The following is a 16689-nucleotide window of genomic DNA, read 5'->3' as shown; positions in this document are numbered from 1 at the left end:
CTTTAAAATGTCGTATGAGGGACCATCACATCCGAACAACGCACGTCCACGACAGCGGGCACTGATGTAGCCAATGCCCGCTGCAACACCGGCTCCAGGTCCGCCGGTTGATCGACAACGAACCCTTCTCCTCCGCATGCCTCTGCCAAAGAGGAGAAATCCGGATTGACAGTCTCACTGCCCATGGTGCTGAATCCGACCAGTTGCATCCGATTTTTCTCCATGGCATACGATCCGTTGTTCATCACTACCAGTGTGATGTCCAACCCGTAATGGGCCGCTGTCACCAAATCGGCGATGGTCGTCATTACCCCGCCGTCACCCGCCACCGCGATCACCTGTCGGTCCGGATAAACCAACTTGGCGGACATCGCCGCAGGCAGGGCAAATCCCAGCGTCCGCCATCGACCCGAGATCAGAATCTCCTGACGTCGACTTTGAAAAATGCGGTTGAACCACAACGTGTGATCCCCCGTATCCACCGCCATCACCGCGTCCTCCGCCACACAACGGGACAAAGCGTGAATCACACGCTGCGGGGCGATGGGCACCCCGTTTTGGCTCACCTCATCGGCCAATCGCTGCTCCCACTCCTCCCGCAGCTGATGCACCCGTGCACGCCACTCGGCACGGTCGCGCTGTTGCAACTGACCGGACAAGGCAGGCACCACCTCCTCCACCTTGCCTGTCATCCCCACGGTGACGGGTACGACCCGTCCAAGGGCACGGGGATCGGAATCGACCTGGATGATGGGGATATTCCGTGGTACTTCCGTTTTTGGCCACCAAGTCGCTCCCAATACGAGACAGACATCCGCTTCATTGAGCAACACCGTGGATGGTTCACTGCCCGCCTGTCCCAAGCCCCCCACAAACAACGGATGATCGTTGGGGATCACCGGTCGTGCTGGCATGGTGGCGATCACCGGTGCATCCAGCCGTTTTGCCATCGCCGCGATTTGTTGGCCTGCCCTTTCTCCTCCGCGTCCGACCAGCAAAACGGGTCGCCGGGATTGGTTGAGCCACTCGGCCGCCCTCGTCACATCCCGCGGGGAAAAAGCCGGTTTCCATTTAGCCGGAGGTAAAGGAAAAACTGAATCGGAAATCGACATGCTCCATATGTCTTTCGGAACGGACAAATGGCCCACCCCTCCCTGTTCCACCGCTGTTCGCATCGCCAAATGCAATTGCAACGGCAACCCGCGAGCATCCGCCGCCAACGCGGAATAAGAGGCGACAGCCTGAAACAATAATTGCTGATTCAGTTCCTGTTTGGCCCCCGTTCCCAGTGACTCCCGCGGCACCTGACCAGTGATGGCCAGCACGGGAACTTGGTCCAATGCGGCATCACCCAACCCCGCCAGCAGAAGCGCCGCGCCAGGACCGCTGGTTGCCGTACAGACTCCCAGGTTGCCCGTTAATTTGGCTTCCGCCGATGCCATCAACGCCGCCGTCGTCTCCGTCCGGCACGCGATATACTGCACCTTTCGCTGGCGCGACAACGCATCCAGCAACGCAAGATTGGCATCCCCCAACACACCGTACACCCGGGGCACTCCCCATTCGGCCAATTGTGACACCACGTGATCTGCGACCGTTTGTACCATCGATTATCCATCCTTTTCTAGCCGTTTCCCTTTTCATTTTGACCGGAAACCGACAGTACATACCCCTTTACCTTCACGCCGCGTCAACCTTTATGATGAAAGCGGGAGGGATCTCCTGTGAGAAGAATGCAGATCAAGGAGATGGCAGAGCGGCTGGGTATCACGCCGCGCGCCATCCGCTATTACGAGGAAAAGGGGCTGATCGCACCACCCAAAGAACCGGACAACCGATACCGCACCTTTACCGAAGAGGAGGCATGGCGTCTCCAAACGATCGTCACGTTACGCCGTATCGGCATGCCGGTCAATGAGATCAAAAAAGTGCTGGCGGAGGTGGACCGCGGCCACGAACATGTCGTCACCCGCTACTTGGAACTGCAACGGGCCGCTACATTTACCGAGTGGGTCCGACTCAAACATCAATTGGAGATCATCGAGCGGATGATTCAAAACGGGGAACAAAACCATGCCCCTTCTTGGGACGATTGGTACCGTCTCACACGCCATTGGCAAGAGCAGGAACAATGGCGGTTAAAGTGGCGAGACCGATGGGCATTCGATCGACAGACGGAATCGTTTGACCAGCGCGTGGAGAAAAATGATCCGCTGGACCTGTATGCAGAGTACGATAACGCCTTGCAAACGCTGACCGAGTGGATCGATGCCCGACCGGGAGAAACCGGCTTGGACCTGGGAGCGGGAACGGGCAATCTGTCCGGACGGTTTCTCGCAAACGGAATTCGGATGGCCGCCGTGGATCAGTCGGCGGAAATGCTGCGACGCTGCCGCAAGAAATTTCCCCAAATGACGACCAAACTGGGCAATTTTTTGGCCATCCCCTTCCCCGATCATGCTTTCGACTTTGTCGTCACCAGCTTCGCATTTCATCACTTGCTCGAAGAACAAAAACCTTTGGCACTGGAGGAGATGCGCCGGGTTTTGCGCCCGGGCGGGAGGGTCGGTATTGTCGATTGGATGATTGAGAGCGACGAGACGTTTCACGCTTGGAAAGAGAAGATCCGCCGGGCGGGCAGAACGGACGTGCTGAAGGAGATGGCATCCGAATACTATGTTCGCCTGGATTGGCTGTGCCAATGGTGGATATCACGGGGATATGACGTTCAATTTCGCTCGTTGACACCCATGTTGCACGTTTGGGTGGCAAGACAGCGCGATGAAAAGGACACCTGATCATCAAGGAGGAATTGCCTGTGCATCCCGAACAAATGGACCGGCTGTACCAGCTACCCGGTTTTTACTGGGGAATGGAACCGAACCGATTGGCTTACAGTCTACTTGAAACCCTTCCATCCTTGCAGGGGAAAACCGTTGTGGATCTGGGTTGCGGAGAAGGGAGGGATGCGGTCTATTTCGCCAAAAATGGGCTGAATGTAATGGCAGTCGATCTATCTCAAACGGGATTGAAAAAAGCGAAACACTGGGCGGAAACGGAAGGAGTGTCCCTTACTACCGTTCAAGCGGATTTGTTATCCTATCGTATGGATACGATGGTGGATGCCGTCTATTCGATCGGAGTCCTTCACTATCTTCCACCGGAGATTCGACCCAACACGTTTGGTCACTACAAAGCGATGACCCGCTCAGGCGGGATTCACGCATTCAACGTCTTCGTGGAAAAACCGTATATCCCTGTGCCGCCCGATTACGCAGAAAATGAATATTTCTACCGAACCGGTGAGCTTTTGCAATATTATTGGGATTGGGAAATTATTTCGTTTGCGGAGTTCGTATTTGACTGCAACTCCAGCGGCATTCCGCACCGACATGCGGTCAATGTGATGTTGGCGCGAAAAATCTAGCGGAGAAGGAAACCGCCGCCCTCATCAGGCGGCGGGTATGCTCAGCTCACCCAATTTTCCTCAAACTGCTCTTCCTTGAAGCCCACCGTGACCCGTTCGCCGTCGGTGACGATCGGCCGTTTGATCAACATGCCGTCACTGGCGAGCAAATCCAGCTTTTCATCATCGCTCATCGTTTTCAACTTTTCCTTCAGATTGAGCTCCCGGTATTTTTGTCCGCTCGTATTGAAAAATTTCTGCACGGGCAGGCCGCTTTTGCGGACGAGCTCTTCCAGCTCCGCACGGCTGGGCGGATTCTCGACGATATGCTGCTCTTCAAACGGAACTCCCCGCTCCTCCAGAAACTTTTTTGCCTTGCGACAGGTGCCGCAACGGGGGTACCAGTACATTTTCAACTTCGCCATCTGAAACCCTCCCCACAGATTGTCCGTTACCAGTATACCCAACTTGGCGGAACCAGGCGTGTTCGATACCCTTCCTTCGAGGGTATGTCTGTACATCGTTTTCCCGGCTCGCTCCACCTGCGCCCTGCATGGAAGAAGATGATGACCGCTCCGACCCGGTCAGCGCAGGTCGCGGGCAAAGTACACTTCGCTTTGAAGAAATTGCCCGCGTTTTAATTCTGCGCTTTCCGAGTCTTCGCTCAGTCAGGGCTTGGTCAGTCGCCCGCCTGGGAAACCATTGCTCCCTTACGGAATGCCCAGACACACCTCAAGCCCACCCCTTGTTTTGCCGAACACCTTTTCACCCTTAACGAAACACTTGTCCGCCCCGTTTGTACTCTACATCGGACACTCCATCCCTCACGTTGGCCGCACGGGCGATGGCGAAGAAAAAGTCGGAAAGGCGGTTCAAATAACGGCGTACCTCGTCGTTGGTCTCCTGCTCTCGGCACAGCGTCACCACGCGGCGCTCGGCCCGACGTGCCAATACGCGACACAGATGAAGCGCTGCGGATACTGGCGATCCACCGGGCAGGATAAACCGTTGAATTTCCGGAGTTTCCGCCATGTAGCGATCAATCCATTCCTCCAAACGGTTCACCAGGTCGGCCGTCAATTTGTACTGCCGCTTTTTTCCCACCTGCGCCAAATCACCGCCGGCATCGAACAGTTCGTGCTGAATCTCAGTCAAATCGCGAATCATGTCTGCGTGTTTCTCCGGGTTCATTCGGGCGATCGCCTCACCGACAAACGCATTCAACTCATCAATCGTACCGTACGCTTCGACGCGGATGTCGTCCTTGTCGACCCGTCCGCCGATAACACCGGTTTTTCCTTCATCCCCGGTACGGGTATAGATGCGCATCATCTTCACTCCTTCATGAAGCGGATATCGAAGCGGTTCACCGTTCAGACAAATGCATCGGACATGAAAACCGGATCTACCATTGGTTGCCGAGAATCAAGGTGACCATTTTATGGAGCGGAAACAGAAAGCGGCTGTCCGCAAGACGTGGTTACAAATCCTTTCTCCTCCGACTGCAGCAATACCTGCGGCACGCCGGCGGACGGATGGCGTACCATCACCGGATCGATGCCGTACGCATCGCGGATCACTGACGCCTGGATCACCTGTTCCGGTGTCCCCTCCCGAATCACCCGACCATTTTTCAGCAACAATAACCGGTCACAGAATTGCGCCGCCAAATTCAAATCATGTAACACGATCACGACGGACAACCCATCTTTCCGTTTCCACCGCACAATCCGGTCGAGCATGCTCAACTGATGCCGTACATCCAGATAGGTCGTGGGCTCATCCAGCAACAACAACCGGGGCTGTTGCGCCATCGCCTGTGCAATCGCCACCCGTTGCCGCTCACCGCCGCTCAATACCGCGACGGGTCGCCACCGGTGCGAAAGCAGATCCGTATCGGCCAAAATTTCCTCCACCAATGCGCGATCCCGTTCCGTTATCCACGGCCACCAACCCTGGTGAGGATGACGGCCCATCATCACCACTTCTTCCACGGTGAAATCAAGCGGGGGCAACCCTTCCTGGGGTAGCAGAGCGATCCGGCGCGCCCGCTCCCTGACCGGCCAATCCGCGATCGGACGGTCTTCCCACATCACGGTACCCGTATCGGGGCGTTCCTCACCGGACAACAGCCGAAGTAAAGTGGTTTTGCCTGAGCCATTGGGACCGATGATACCTACCATCTCACCAGGGCCGACATTCAAACTGACTTCGGACAGCACACTGCGTTCGCCATAGTGTTTGCCCACCTTTCGGGCTGCTAACATGACGATCCCTCCCCTCTGCGGGAACGGAGATGGTTTCTCAACAACCATGCGAAAAACGGTGCGCCGACAAACGCAGTCACCACCCCGATCGGTAATTCACGAGGCGCCAACATCACTCGGGCCAACAGATCGGCACCCGTCAGAAAGACCCCACCTGCCAACAAGGACAACGGAATCAACCAACGATGATCGGGACCGCACAATATGCGCATCACATGTGGAACGACCAACCCGACAAACCCGATTGTCCCTGATACGGACACGGCTGCGGCGGTAACAAGTGATGCCGTCACCAACAACAGTCCGCGCACCATCCCGACGGACACGCCGAGATGCCCCGCTGCCCGATCGCCCAACGCAAACAGGTTTAACTCCCGGCTAAACCACCAGCACACCACGGTACCGATGGCCAGAAACGGACCCACCACGGCAACGTGTTCCCATTCCCGCAGGGCGAAACTTCCCATCAGCCAGCTCTGGATCTGTTGCAGTTGTTCTTCGGACAACGCGATGCAAAACGTGAGTACCGCACCGAAAAACGCCTGTACGACTACACCGGACAGGATGAGTGTCTCCGGCCGCATCTGCGAACCGACCCTGGCCAATTGCAACACGGCCAGCAATGCCACCATTGCACCGATAAATGCGAAGACAGGTACGTTCCAGCCACCCAGCCAGGCCGCTCCCCACCCGGTCAACAGTGCAATGACCGCCCCGAGGGCCGCTCCGGAAGAGACGCCGAGAATGTACGGATCGGCCAACGGGTTACGCAACAACGCCTGATAGACGACACCCGCCATGGCAAGCGATGCTCCGACCAGTACGGACAGCAAAACCCGCGGTAACCGAATGGATCGCACAATCGTCTCGACAGACGTGTCGCCCGGCGGTTGAATCATCGAACCGACTCCGGGCAACACCCGCCCCAGAATCCGCCATACATCCGCCAGCGGGATCGGCGTACTGCCGACGGATACGGCTACGGCCACCGTCAACGTCAGCAGTCCCGCCAGACCCGCCAACCAATATACTTTTTTGCTCCGCATCATGTTTCCCTTACTGTTTCGCACTAAACACTTGCGGATACAACGCTTGCGCGATCTGTTTCAGCCCTTGCGTCACCCGCGGTCCGGGCCGGTTGACCAAATCCGGGTTGACCGTGACAATCCGTTTTTGCTTCACAGCGTTGATCCCAGCCCATCCGGAGCGGGAGGCGATTTGTGACACCACTTTATTTCCGCCGGTGTCATAGGTGGCGATGATCACGTCCGGATTCCATTTCACGACCTGCTCCGCCGACACTTGAGGCCATCCTTTTTGGCTTGCGGCCACGTTGTTCCCTCCGGCCAAACGAATCAGCTCGTCCATAAAGGTACCCGAACCGGCAGTAAACAGTGTCGGGTCCAGCTCAATCCACACTTTAACCCGCTTGTCGGCCGGGATGGAAGCCACTTTTTGTGTCACATGGTTTTTCTCCTGTTCCATCTTTGCGATTACCTGACGAGCCTTGTCCATGGCCCCCGTCGCTTTGCCCACCAAGAGAATCGAATCTTCTACACCTTTAAGGCTTTGTCCGTCCACCACCAGCACCGTTAACCCCAGTTTCCGCAATTGGCCGATCGTATCCTGGCCGTTTATCGGGTTGGCCAGCACCAGATCGGGCTTCAGCGACACTACTTTTTCCACATTAATCTTCAAATCTCCCACTTTTTCCTTCTTCGCCGCACCCGCCGGATAATTGTCCAGAGATGAAACGCCAACGATCTTTTTGTCCAGACCCAATGAAAACGCGATTTCCGTGGTGCTGGGGACCAATGAAACGATGCGCTGGGGTTCCCGCTTGATCGTTACGCTCTGCCCGGATGCATCCTTGAGGGTAACCGGGTAAGCACCCTGTTTTCCGTCATGATCCGCGTGCGGTTGGGGCGACTGAGAGCAGCCCGCCACCCCCATCGTCATTACCAACAACAACGTCAACAACCAACCAAACCATTTCTTCATCCAGTCTCTCTCCTTCCCTTCACAACATAAAAAAACCCCGCCTCCATCGAGGTCAGGGAAATCCTCTCGCGCATACCGCATGCTGGAAAACGCGCACGCGAGTGTTGCGCTCCTCCTCACACCCCGAAGGAGAATCGCAAGTGACCGCGAAAAGGCAGGTCTCCTGGCTCGTGGATCACCGCATTCGGCCGCGCCTTCCCATCCCCTTGGGGACAGTGGCATCGTGCGACCGCGCTCCCCACTCACAGTGGCGGGACCGCGCCGGATTTGCACCGGTCTTCCCTTTTCACCTTTATCCCTTTTGGATAAAGGACCTTTTCGCCTATTCACTTGTCGGTTTGCAATCTACCCGAATTTTAACACTTTGTCGGATTTCTGACCATCCCCTTTGTTTAGAGAACGGTCGTCACGGGAAAGAGGAAAACGACAGCTTTGATGCGAAATCAAGTTTGTCAGGGCGTGTATCATCATTCTGTAACTGAGGCACATGTTTTTTTCATGGCGACTTACCAAGCCCCGACAAAGCGAAGACCCGGAAAGCGCAGAATTTAATCGCGAGCAAATTCCTCCATGCGAAGCGTACTTTGCCCACATCTGGCTCTCACTGGGTCGGAACGGCCGTGATCTGCTTCCTTGCAGGTGCAGGTGGACCGAGTCGGGAAAAGAATGTGGTCAGTGTTTGCCAGAAACGCCCTGGGAACCCGATCACGGAAAGGAGGGTGCAGGCGCAATTCTACCATTTGCGCCGCAATAGATGGAACATCAGACCTTCACATGGGATTTGGGAAAGGAAAACCGCATCATCCGTGGAGACGTTTATGCCGCAACGACCAAGTCGCCGCTCCCGGTTGTCATTATGTGCCACGGTTTTAAGGGATTCAAAAACTGGGGCTTTTTCCCGCATGCTGCCCGTGTACTGGCAGACCGGGGGTTTGCCGTCATCACCTTCAATTTCTCCATGAACGGAGTGGGTGAAAATCTGGAAGAATTCGATGAACTGGACAAGTTCGCTCGTAATACGTATTCCCGTGAACAGGAGGACTTGGCATACCTCCTGGATCGGCTGTTACAGGGAAATGTGCCTTTGCGTGAAGCAATGGACACTGATAAAATCGCCCTGGTCGGGCACAGTCGCGGCGGAGGGAACAGCCTGATCTTCGCGATGGATCATCCGGAGATCGGGGCTGTCGTGTTGTGGAACAGCGTTGCCCGTGTCGACCTGTTCTCCGATGACCTGAAACGGGAAATCCGCGAAAAAGGCGTTGCCACCATCCTCAACGCCCGCACAGGTCAAGAGATGCCGATTCACCGTGAGGTGTTGGACGATCTGGAACGCAACCGTGAGCGGTTCGACATCCTGAACCGACTCCCGTCTTTCGAACGCCCCCTGCTGATTTTGCACGGGAGTGACGACCGCTCCGTACCACTCGCCGCGGCCAAGCAACTCTCCAGCGCAGCCGCTAACGCCCGTTTGGTCATCATCGAAGGAGCGGATCACACTTTTGGTTGTGTCCACCCGTTCCGCGGTCCAACCCCTTACCTGGACCAAGCCTTGGATGAGACTGCACGCTTTTTGCATCAGACTTGGAGTGAATCGCAGTGAGGAGAGCACAGCGAAAGGGCCGGCTACATTGCCGGCCCTTTCGCTCAAGGGGGTCAAACTTGTATCCAATTGAAAAAAGTGTATTGCAAGGGGGGCTTGCGTTAAATTACAGGACGCTGTTTGAAACTAGCCGTTGGTTTCAATCACGTTCGCCGATGTCGCATTTATATTATATACTCTTTTCCAACAAAGTGGAATGATCTATCCAAAAAATTGTTTCGAGTTTTTTAAGTTCCACTGAAACCCTCAGTGATGAAAGTGATTTCTCGTCGGTGAAGATTGTATTTTAATACAAAGGAGTGTTTTTTTCTCATTCAATGGTTTTATCCATCAGTCATACTTTTGTATTATCGTGCTTCGATCTTTTTTCACTCCCGTTTGGAGACTCGTAGGAATTTTGCCTCCCTTTTCAACAAAAAAACACGCCTGGGGCGTGTCGTCCATCCATGTTATGATCTCCACTCTCTCACACTGCCAACGTCACCTTGTAGCCCGTATGTTTTCGCATATGAAACACACCATGATCCAACAGCAGATATTGTGCCTTGATTCCCACCAAGCGGCCTGTGATCTCTTCCTGCTTGTCCAATCCTAGCGATTTCATCTTTTCCGGCCGGTCCAATTGGGGATAAGTGAACCGGTACATCTGTGTCTTTTCCAACCAATACGGCAGGAACATCTCCGGCACTTTCTCCCGGATTTCCTCCCTCACCTGCCACAGATCCCGCTCGGCCACCTCGTTTTTCAACATCTTCCGCCAATCCGTTTTGTCCGCTATGTATTGGGACAAATGCAACTCCAACTCGCCGGCAGCCTTGCGTGTCGGCACTTCAGCGATTGGGACCGCGGCCACCGCACCTTGGTCCACCCACCGTTTGAATGCGTTCGTCTTGCGGGTGATACCCACCTTGACGTCGCTGCTGAGCGCCAAGTACACATAATGCGGTACCATGCAATGCTGATCGCCAAAAGCATCATCACGGCAGGTACCTTCGTGATAATGGCACAGATGCGGCTTCACGATACACAGATCGTTTTCCGCCAGGTCTCGGAAACAAGGGAAGCAATAACCGTTGTTATAGGTCTTTTTGATCTTGCGTCCACAATGGCAGCAAGCTTTCTCCTTGAGAAACGTGATGCGGATCGTTTGCCCCAGCCAATCGTTGAGCCGAACCGCTTCATCCCCCACCCGGGCAAAATACGTGATCGGCTCGGCTACCTCATGTTCCAAGGGGCGTAGATAGCCTGTCCACTCCACGGTGGTTCCCCCTCTCTTCTTCCCCATTGTATCACAATCAGCGGAAGCGAAAGGGGTTTTTCCACCCGCCAAAACGGCGTGTCGTCTGATGATACAAAATCAGGGACCCCACACAAACGGCAACAATGATGACATACAGTTGTGCAGAAATCACCACCGACAGAATCATTACGGCCACAACGGTCAGTATTGTCGAGATCCCCATATACCGCGTCAACAACAAACTGACCAAATAAACCAGGATACCCATCGCAATCAGCATCGGACTCAACACGAACAACGCTCCGGCCGCTACTGCCGTTCCCCCACCGCTGCGAAAAGCGGGGACAACCGGAAACAAGCGGCCCATCACCACCAGCAATGCCGCTACGCTGGCACCAAACCATCCGCCCATCGCCCACCCGATCAACACGGCCAAAGCACCTTTGGTCATCTCCAACACTACCCACAGCACCACATCCTGCAAAGGACCGGTGTGCATGATCGCTTTTCCATTGATCCGCCTTCCCATCCACCACCCGTAAAAGGGGAACATGCCGATCCCATAGGCGACAAGTGCAATGATGAGCGTTCTCATAACGATGCCCCCTCACCAGCGAGGATACGGTCTCAATGCCAACAGACCGATCGCCGCCAGTCCGCAGTAGCCGAACAACGGGTAGACATATCCGACGAAAGCGGGAAACCCGATCAGCGAACAAACGTAACCAGAGATGAAAATACCGGCCATAATCGTATTCATGCGAAAAGGTAGATATTCATGGAGATGGGCGGCCAAACCGTACACATTGCCAATCAGGGTAGTAAAGATCTCCCCCCACATCACCAACAGAAAAAAAGCCTTCATCGCGGTGCCCAACGCGGCAATCACCATCGCGATCGGGATTTCCCTCCGAAAAATCTCCGGTATTTCCAACGTCATGGCAAAATGACTGGCCAATAGCATCACACCCAATCCCACTCCGCCAATCCATCCTCCCGCCGTGAGAATCCGCTCATCGGCCACTTCGTTGCCCATCGGCACCAATACCGCTTGAGACATCGCCAGATTGAACGCCACATATGTCAAAGCAGACAACCACCACTGTCCGCCGCCGTGATGCGATGCCGTCAGCCACTCAACCGCCTCCGGCCGCCCCAAACCGTTGATCGCCACGAGCAGGGTAAAAAGAAACATCATCGGCACGATCACCGAATTGACGGAAAGAATGCCATCCAATCCGCGGACAATCACAGCGAAGGCCACCGCAGCTGTGAGAATGACGCCCAGGTGAAACGACCACCCCAATTGTTCCCGGAACAGAGCGCCTGTCCCCGACATCATTGCCGTCGTGACGCCAAACAGCACCACCCCCACGAATCCGTTCATCCATTTCCCCCACCGGGGACCGAACAGAAACCGGTTCAGCTCTTCATACGAAGCAGCTTTCAACCGCGCCCCCATCACCATCATACGGGTGCCCAGCCATGAAAACATCAGGGTGACCGCCACGATGCCCCAAATGCCTTGTGAGCCGAAACGCGTAAAAAATTGCATGATTTCCTGTCCGGAGGCAAACCCGGCCCCCACAACCGTACCAATATAGGTAAATCCGATCCGGCACGCTGCCATCACTCGATTGCCCAATCCCGCTCACTCCTCGCGACTCGTCCCTTTCAGGACTAGTCTATGGGCAAGCGAACGGGGTTAGAACAAAAGGAAAAGGACCGGTTACAAAACCGGTCCTTGCGACTGCTGATAGTGTAGATAAGCCACACGATTTCGGTGTAACAGTTGCCCTCTCGAAATAGCGGGTCCGAATTTCTTGTCGAACCACTCTAGCTGTCGCTATGAAGAGGAGACGGGAGATCAGAGCGGACGGTTTTTGTCAACAAGAAAGGACCGGCAAGAAAGCCAGTCCTTTTGAAGCAACGTCAGCCGATAAAGCCGGTGTTGCCACCGCCGTTGTGTCCACCGTTGCCACGATCGGTTCCGGTATCGGTCCCTTGGTCGGTACCGCCTGTGCTGGTACCGTCTGTGCTGGTACCGTCGGTACCGTCTGTGCTGGTACCGTCTGTACCGCCCGTGTTCGTACCGTCTTGGCCACTCGAGCCATCCAGGAAACCACCGGGTCCCTGACTTTGGTCATTTCCTTGCGGGTTCCCCTGCTGATTGCCTTGGTCATTGCCCTGCGGGTTGCCTTGTGGGTTGCCTTGCGGGTTCCCTTGATCAGGTGGCGGCGTTTGCGGTTGATCCGGCGTCACTTGGACTGTCGCCACGTTGGACGGCAGTTCTTGGTTGGTTTTCGTGTCAATGGCTACTACTCGGTAGTAATAGGTTTTCGGTTGCGGTGCCGGCGCGAGTCCGCCGATCAACCCACCGCCTCCACCGGCTTGCGGCACTTGGATGCTGGTATCCGTAAACGAACCGCCTTGTACCTCGCCAAGCGGCTGCCAGTTGACCTGATCCTCGGAACGCTCCACACGGTATTTGACGCGCGGGTCGTTTTGCGCGTTCCAGCTCAGATTGACGGCGTGCGACGCTGGATCATACTGCCCACCTACGCTGACGGCCATCAACTGGAACGGCGGTGTCGGTTCCGGCACGCCCGGCGGCGGATCAAACGCCATAATCCGCTCGTGGTTGGATTCCATGGTATCTTCCATGATCGCCTTGAACATCTTCGCCGGATATTTTCCACCGGTCAACTCCACTTGTTCGCCTTTCGGCGGGTTGAAAATAGTTACCGCCAACACGTGCTTCGGCGTATAGCCGACAAACCACGCGTCTTTGCCGTTTTGTGTGGTTCCCGTTTTTCCGGCCACCGGTTGACCGTTGTCCAATTTGGCGAATTTCCCGGTATTGCCATGAGTCACACCCTCACCGGAGACAACGGACAACAACATCCGGGTGGTGTACCACGCCGCTTTTTTAGAGTATACACGTATATCTTTTTTCACTTCTTTATCGGGTTCTACGACTTCTCCGTCCGCACTCAACACTTTATCCACGGCATGGGCCTCATTCATCACGCCGTTGTTGTTCAACGCGGAGTAAGCTTGTGCCATTTGCACCGTATTGACACCGTCGGTCAATCCGCCCAATGCGAGCGGCGACCATCCCTTATCCTTCTCTGTCAACGGCAAACCGGCTTTCCGACCGAACTTCAAGGCTTTGTCTAACCCAACTTTTTTGTCCAAAATCCATACCGTCGCCGCGTTCATCGATTCGGCCACGACATCCCGCATCGGGACGAGACCGTAGTATTTTTTCTCATAGTTTTTCGGCGTCCAGCCGCCATAGGAAACCGGCTCGTCCGGAATCATCGCGTATTCGTTGATGTCGTCATTCAAGTCAATCGCTGGTGCATATACGGTGATCGGTTTAATCGACGATCCCGGTTGGTGCGGTTCAAGCGAACGGATGGCAAATGTCGGTTTGTAGAACCGACCGCCGGCGATCGCTTCGATCAGGCCGTTTTTCGGATTGACCATCGTCGCACCGGCATCCAGCTCTTTATTGCCCTGATACAGCTCATCGTTTTTGACCGCTTTCTCCACGGCCACCTGCGCTTTCGGATTCAAACCGGTGTAGATTTTATAATTCTTGGTCGCCAAATCGGTCTCGCTGATGTCATACCGTTCCTTCAGTTCGTGAATCACATATTCCTTGTAGGCGTCATACTGCTTGCTCTTCTTCTTGTATTCCTTGAATTTGGTGGTATCGACACCGAGCGGCTTTTGCTTGTATTTGTCCACCTCAGAAGGCTGAATGATCGGCGGCAGGTTTTCATCTTCCGCCATCTTCATCAAGACAACATTTCGACGCATCTTTGCCTTGTCCGCATGATAGATCGGGTTGTATCCCTCCGGCGCTTTCGGCAATCCGGCCAGCAAGGCAATTTGTTCTGGTTCCAATTTATCTTTGGTAATGTCTTTGCCGAAATACACCTTGGCGGCCATCGCCACGCCTTTGATCCCGTTGCCGAAGTAAATGTTGTTCAGATACGCTTCCAAAATTTTTTCTTTTGAGAAGTTGTCTTCAATGGCCATGGCCGTGGCCATCTCTTTCAACTTCCGGGAAACGGTTTTTTCCCGGTTTTTCAGGATGATGTTCCGGGCCACCTGCATGGTGATGGTCCCGCCACCTTCTCCTTTTGACATGGTGATGATGTTTTTCACCATGGCACGCCCGAAACCGAACCAGTCCACTCCGTGGTGTTTGTAAAAGCGGACGTCCTCCACCTTGATGAACGCTTTGGGGAGATCCGGGTTCACTTTGGTCATTTGTTCATACGTGACATATTCCCTGTCCGAATCTCCCAGCTTCATTATTTCATCACCCTTTTGATCATACAGAGTGGACGCCGTATCTTGGTTCTTCATATCATCCCAGTTAACAGTGCTAGCATACGCCTTTAACGCAGAACATCCACCGATGATCATCAATCCACTCGTCATCAATACCAATACAAGCCATTTCCAGTTAAAGAAACGCCAAATCCCCGACTTTCCACCGCCGCCCTGACCCCCGCGGCTCGCCCGGGAGGCCGCACGCGAGCGCGCCGGCGGCGCTTCGGACCGCGATGATCGAGAACGCAACGGTCGGTTGCGGCTGCTCCGTCGCAATTCGTCCATCCTTCCAACCCCCTGTCACCTGGCTTTTCACCCAAAAGGGAATAACGACAAATCCTCCACTTCGCGCACCGAACGCGCTGCGGTGCAGGATTGCCGGGCTGTGACTAGCTTGTCTTCGTCACCGAACAACCTGGAAAAATTCTTATCATACCAATGATTTATATTACTAGAACACGAGAATCAGTCCAACCCATTTGCGAAATTGACAATTTTTCACGGAAACTTCTCCTTGTTTTCCCTCAACCCGACAATGTACCATCAATACGTGAGGTGAGGGATATGAACAGAAAAGCGGCCGTGTTTGCCTGTCGATTGACCGGATGGGTCGGGTTGGCGGTGACGCTTTTTCTATGGCAACTATATGGCTGGATTGGTTGCTTGATCGGATTGGTAGGTTCATTGATGTGGTTCGGACTGGGTCGGCTGTTCGACCGCTGATCATCCCATTTGGGATTACCATTCTATTATAACGTAATTTTCTACCCCTTCGTTGTCAGTTCGATGAACAAAGTTCGATGCCAACCGACAATTCTCCCGTCATGACGGGCTGAAACGAAAATCCCGGTTATCAAAACCGCCTGTGACCGGAATCACTCCTCCGGTGATAAAATCCGAATCCGGGTGTGCCAAAAACCGAACCACTCGCGCCACATCTTCCCCCGTGCCCGGACGCCCCACCGGGTTGCGGGGTTCCTTTTTCCCTCGTGCAGCGGCGATGGGTGCTTCCTTGTAGGGATGGCGGATATCGCCGGGACAAACCATGTTGACCGTAATCCCATAGGGGGCTTCTTCCTCAGCCATCGACCGCGTCAGGGAGACGACACCCGCTTTGGCCGCTGCATAAGCAGACACCCCCGGCCATGATGGCGCGTTTTGCACGTCAGGAAAGCCAAACGTGATAATGCGGCCAAATCGCTGTTTACGCATGTGGGGGATTACTTCTCGCGCACAGTAGAAGACGCCGGACAAATTGCCGTCCACCATCTCGCGCCATTCGTCGTCCGTAAGATCCGTGAGGCGAATGTGACGGAACAAAAACGGTCCCGCCGTGCAAACGAGCACATCAATCCGCTCCCATCGATCCAGAATCGCCCGTGACATGCGCCGCACATCCTCCACACTGCTCACGTCACCCTGCATGGCCATCGCTTCCCGCCCGACCGATTCAATCTCAGATACCAAACGTTCAGCAGCATCCCGGCTCTTTCGATAGTTGACCGCAATATGATAGCCGTCGTCCGCCAGTCCTTTGGCGATCATCACCCCGAGACCGGTGGCGCCGCCCGTAACCCAAGCCACTCGTCGGCTCATCGGTTTTCCTCCCTTCATCCTTCTCCATTCTATCGAAAATCCACCCGTTTTTCATGAACGGAGCATACGGACATCCGGGTACAAAAAACCCCCTTCGTGGGAAGGGGAGATACTGCTGACAAAGTGGTTGAGCCCCATTCTTAATATCGGTGAGCCGTTTTCCCTCTCGCTCCCTTTTTAGCAAGCTCAAAGATCGCTCGTGGGAATACAGCCACCCCCTGGTAAA

Annotated in this window: 15 protein-coding genes and 1 riboswitch; of the genes, 4 read left to right on the top strand and 11 right to left on the bottom strand. The window is 54.7% G+C overall.

What is annotated here, in order from left to right; translation table 11 throughout:
• Window positions 1-2: 2 nt before the first annotated feature.
• Window positions 3-1607 carry a thiamine pyrophosphate-binding protein gene (locus KI215_RS02310; protein ID WP_212773991.1) on the bottom strand — a complete coding sequence of 535 codons (1605 nt, stop codon included), beginning with the start codon at window positions 1605-1607 and terminating at the stop codon, window positions 3-5.
• A 126-nt stretch (window positions 1608-1733) separates the two neighbouring features.
• On the opposite strand from KI215_RS02310, the gene KI215_RS02305 reads away from it, so the two are divergent.
• A complete protein-coding gene (locus tag KI215_RS02305) occupies window positions 1734-2798 on the top strand; it encodes a MerR family transcriptional regulator (RefSeq protein ID WP_246512262.1) in 1065 nt (354 codons plus the stop codon).
• Between the two features lie 20 nt (window positions 2799-2818).
• A complete protein-coding gene (locus KI215_RS02300; protein ID WP_212773989.1) occupies window positions 2819-3427 on the top strand; it encodes an SAM-dependent methyltransferase in 609 nt (202 codons plus the stop codon).
• A 41-nt stretch (window positions 3428-3468) separates the two neighbouring features.
• Here KI215_RS02300 and KI215_RS02295 read toward each other — a convergent pair whose 3' ends face one another.
• From KI215_RS02295 to KI215_RS02275, 5 genes are all read right to left on the bottom strand, one after another.
• Window positions 3469-3831, bottom strand: coding sequence for an arsenate reductase family protein (locus KI215_RS02295; protein WP_246512166.1), 363 nt, complete (start codon window positions 3829-3831; stop codon window positions 3469-3471).
• A 346-nt stretch (window positions 3832-4177) separates the two neighbouring features.
• Window positions 4178-4735 (bottom strand): cob(I)yrinic acid a,c-diamide adenosyltransferase, encoded by a 558-nt coding sequence (locus KI215_RS02290; RefSeq protein ID WP_212773988.1) that lies wholly within the window; start codon window positions 4733-4735, stop codon window positions 4178-4180.
• A gap of 110 nt (window positions 4736-4845) precedes the next feature.
• Entirely contained in the window at window positions 4846-5673 is an 828-nt protein-coding gene (locus KI215_RS02285) for a heme ABC transporter ATP-binding protein (protein ID WP_212773987.1), read from the bottom strand.
• Window positions 5667-6722, bottom strand: coding sequence for a FecCD family ABC transporter permease (locus tag KI215_RS02280; protein WP_338048317.1), 1056 nt, complete (start codon window positions 6720-6722; stop codon window positions 5667-5669). Before KI215_RS02280 ends, KI215_RS02285 begins: the two co-directional genes overlap by 7 nt.
• 7 nt (window positions 6723-6729) lie before the next feature.
• On the bottom strand, window positions 6730-7674 hold the full coding sequence (locus KI215_RS02275) for an ABC transporter substrate-binding protein (protein ID WP_212773986.1): 945 nt from the start codon (window positions 7672-7674) through the stop codon (window positions 6730-6732).
• A 136-nt stretch (window positions 7675-7810) separates the two neighbouring features.
• Window positions 7811-8007, bottom strand: a riboswitch (cobalamin riboswitch).
• 421 nt (window positions 8008-8428) lie between these two features.
• Between KI215_RS02275 and KI215_RS02270 the strand changes: the two genes are divergently transcribed.
• Window positions 8429-9277 carry an alpha/beta hydrolase family protein gene (locus tag KI215_RS02270; protein WP_212773985.1) on the top strand — a complete coding sequence of 283 codons (849 nt, stop codon included), beginning with the start codon at window positions 8429-8431 and terminating at the stop codon, window positions 9275-9277.
• Window positions 9278-9743: 466 nt separating this feature from the next.
• Here KI215_RS02270 and KI215_RS02265 read toward each other — a convergent pair whose 3' ends face one another.
• The 4 genes from KI215_RS02265 to KI215_RS02250 all read right to left on the bottom strand — a co-directional run bounded on the left by KI215_RS02265 (window position 9744) and on the right by KI215_RS02250 (window position 15152).
• On the bottom strand, window positions 9744-10535 hold the full coding sequence (locus tag KI215_RS02265; protein ID WP_246512165.1) for a DUF2797 domain-containing protein: 792 nt from the start codon (window positions 10533-10535) through the stop codon (window positions 9744-9746).
• Between the two features lie 37 nt (window positions 10536-10572).
• Window positions 10573-11112: a glycerol-3-phosphate acyltransferase gene (locus KI215_RS02260; protein WP_212773983.1), complete on the bottom strand. Its 540-nt coding sequence runs from the start codon at window positions 11110-11112 to the stop codon at window positions 10573-10575.
• Between the two features lie 12 nt (window positions 11113-11124).
• The gene (locus KI215_RS02255; protein ID WP_212773982.1) at window positions 11125-12162 is read right to left on the bottom strand and encodes a YkvI family membrane protein; all 1038 of its coding nucleotides are present in this window, start codon (window positions 12160-12162) and stop codon (window positions 11125-11127) included.
• A gap of 287 nt (window positions 12163-12449) precedes the next feature.
• A complete protein-coding gene (locus KI215_RS02250) occupies window positions 12450-15152 on the bottom strand; it encodes a transglycosylase domain-containing protein (protein WP_212773981.1) in 2703 nt (900 codons plus the stop codon).
• 279 nt (window positions 15153-15431) lie between these two features.
• On the opposite strand from KI215_RS02250, the gene KI215_RS02245 reads away from it, so the two are divergent.
• The gene (locus KI215_RS02245; RefSeq protein ID WP_212773980.1) at window positions 15432-15590 is read left to right on the top strand and encodes a hypothetical protein; all 159 of its coding nucleotides are present in this window, start codon (window positions 15432-15434) and stop codon (window positions 15588-15590) included.
• Between the two features lie 99 nt (window positions 15591-15689).
• Here KI215_RS02245 and KI215_RS02240 read toward each other — a convergent pair whose 3' ends face one another.
• A complete protein-coding gene (locus KI215_RS02240; RefSeq protein WP_212773979.1) occupies window positions 15690-16463 on the bottom strand; it encodes an SDR family oxidoreductase in 774 nt (257 codons plus the stop codon).
• Window positions 16464-16689 lie beyond the last annotated feature (226 nt).

This window comes from Polycladomyces abyssicola (genome assembly GCF_018326425.1).
Taxonomy (GTDB): Bacteria; Bacillota; Bacilli; order Thermoactinomycetales; family JIR-001; genus Polycladomyces; species Polycladomyces abyssicola.
Note: the sequence above shows the minus strand (reverse complement) of the source record. Positions and strands in the feature narration are given on the sequence as shown.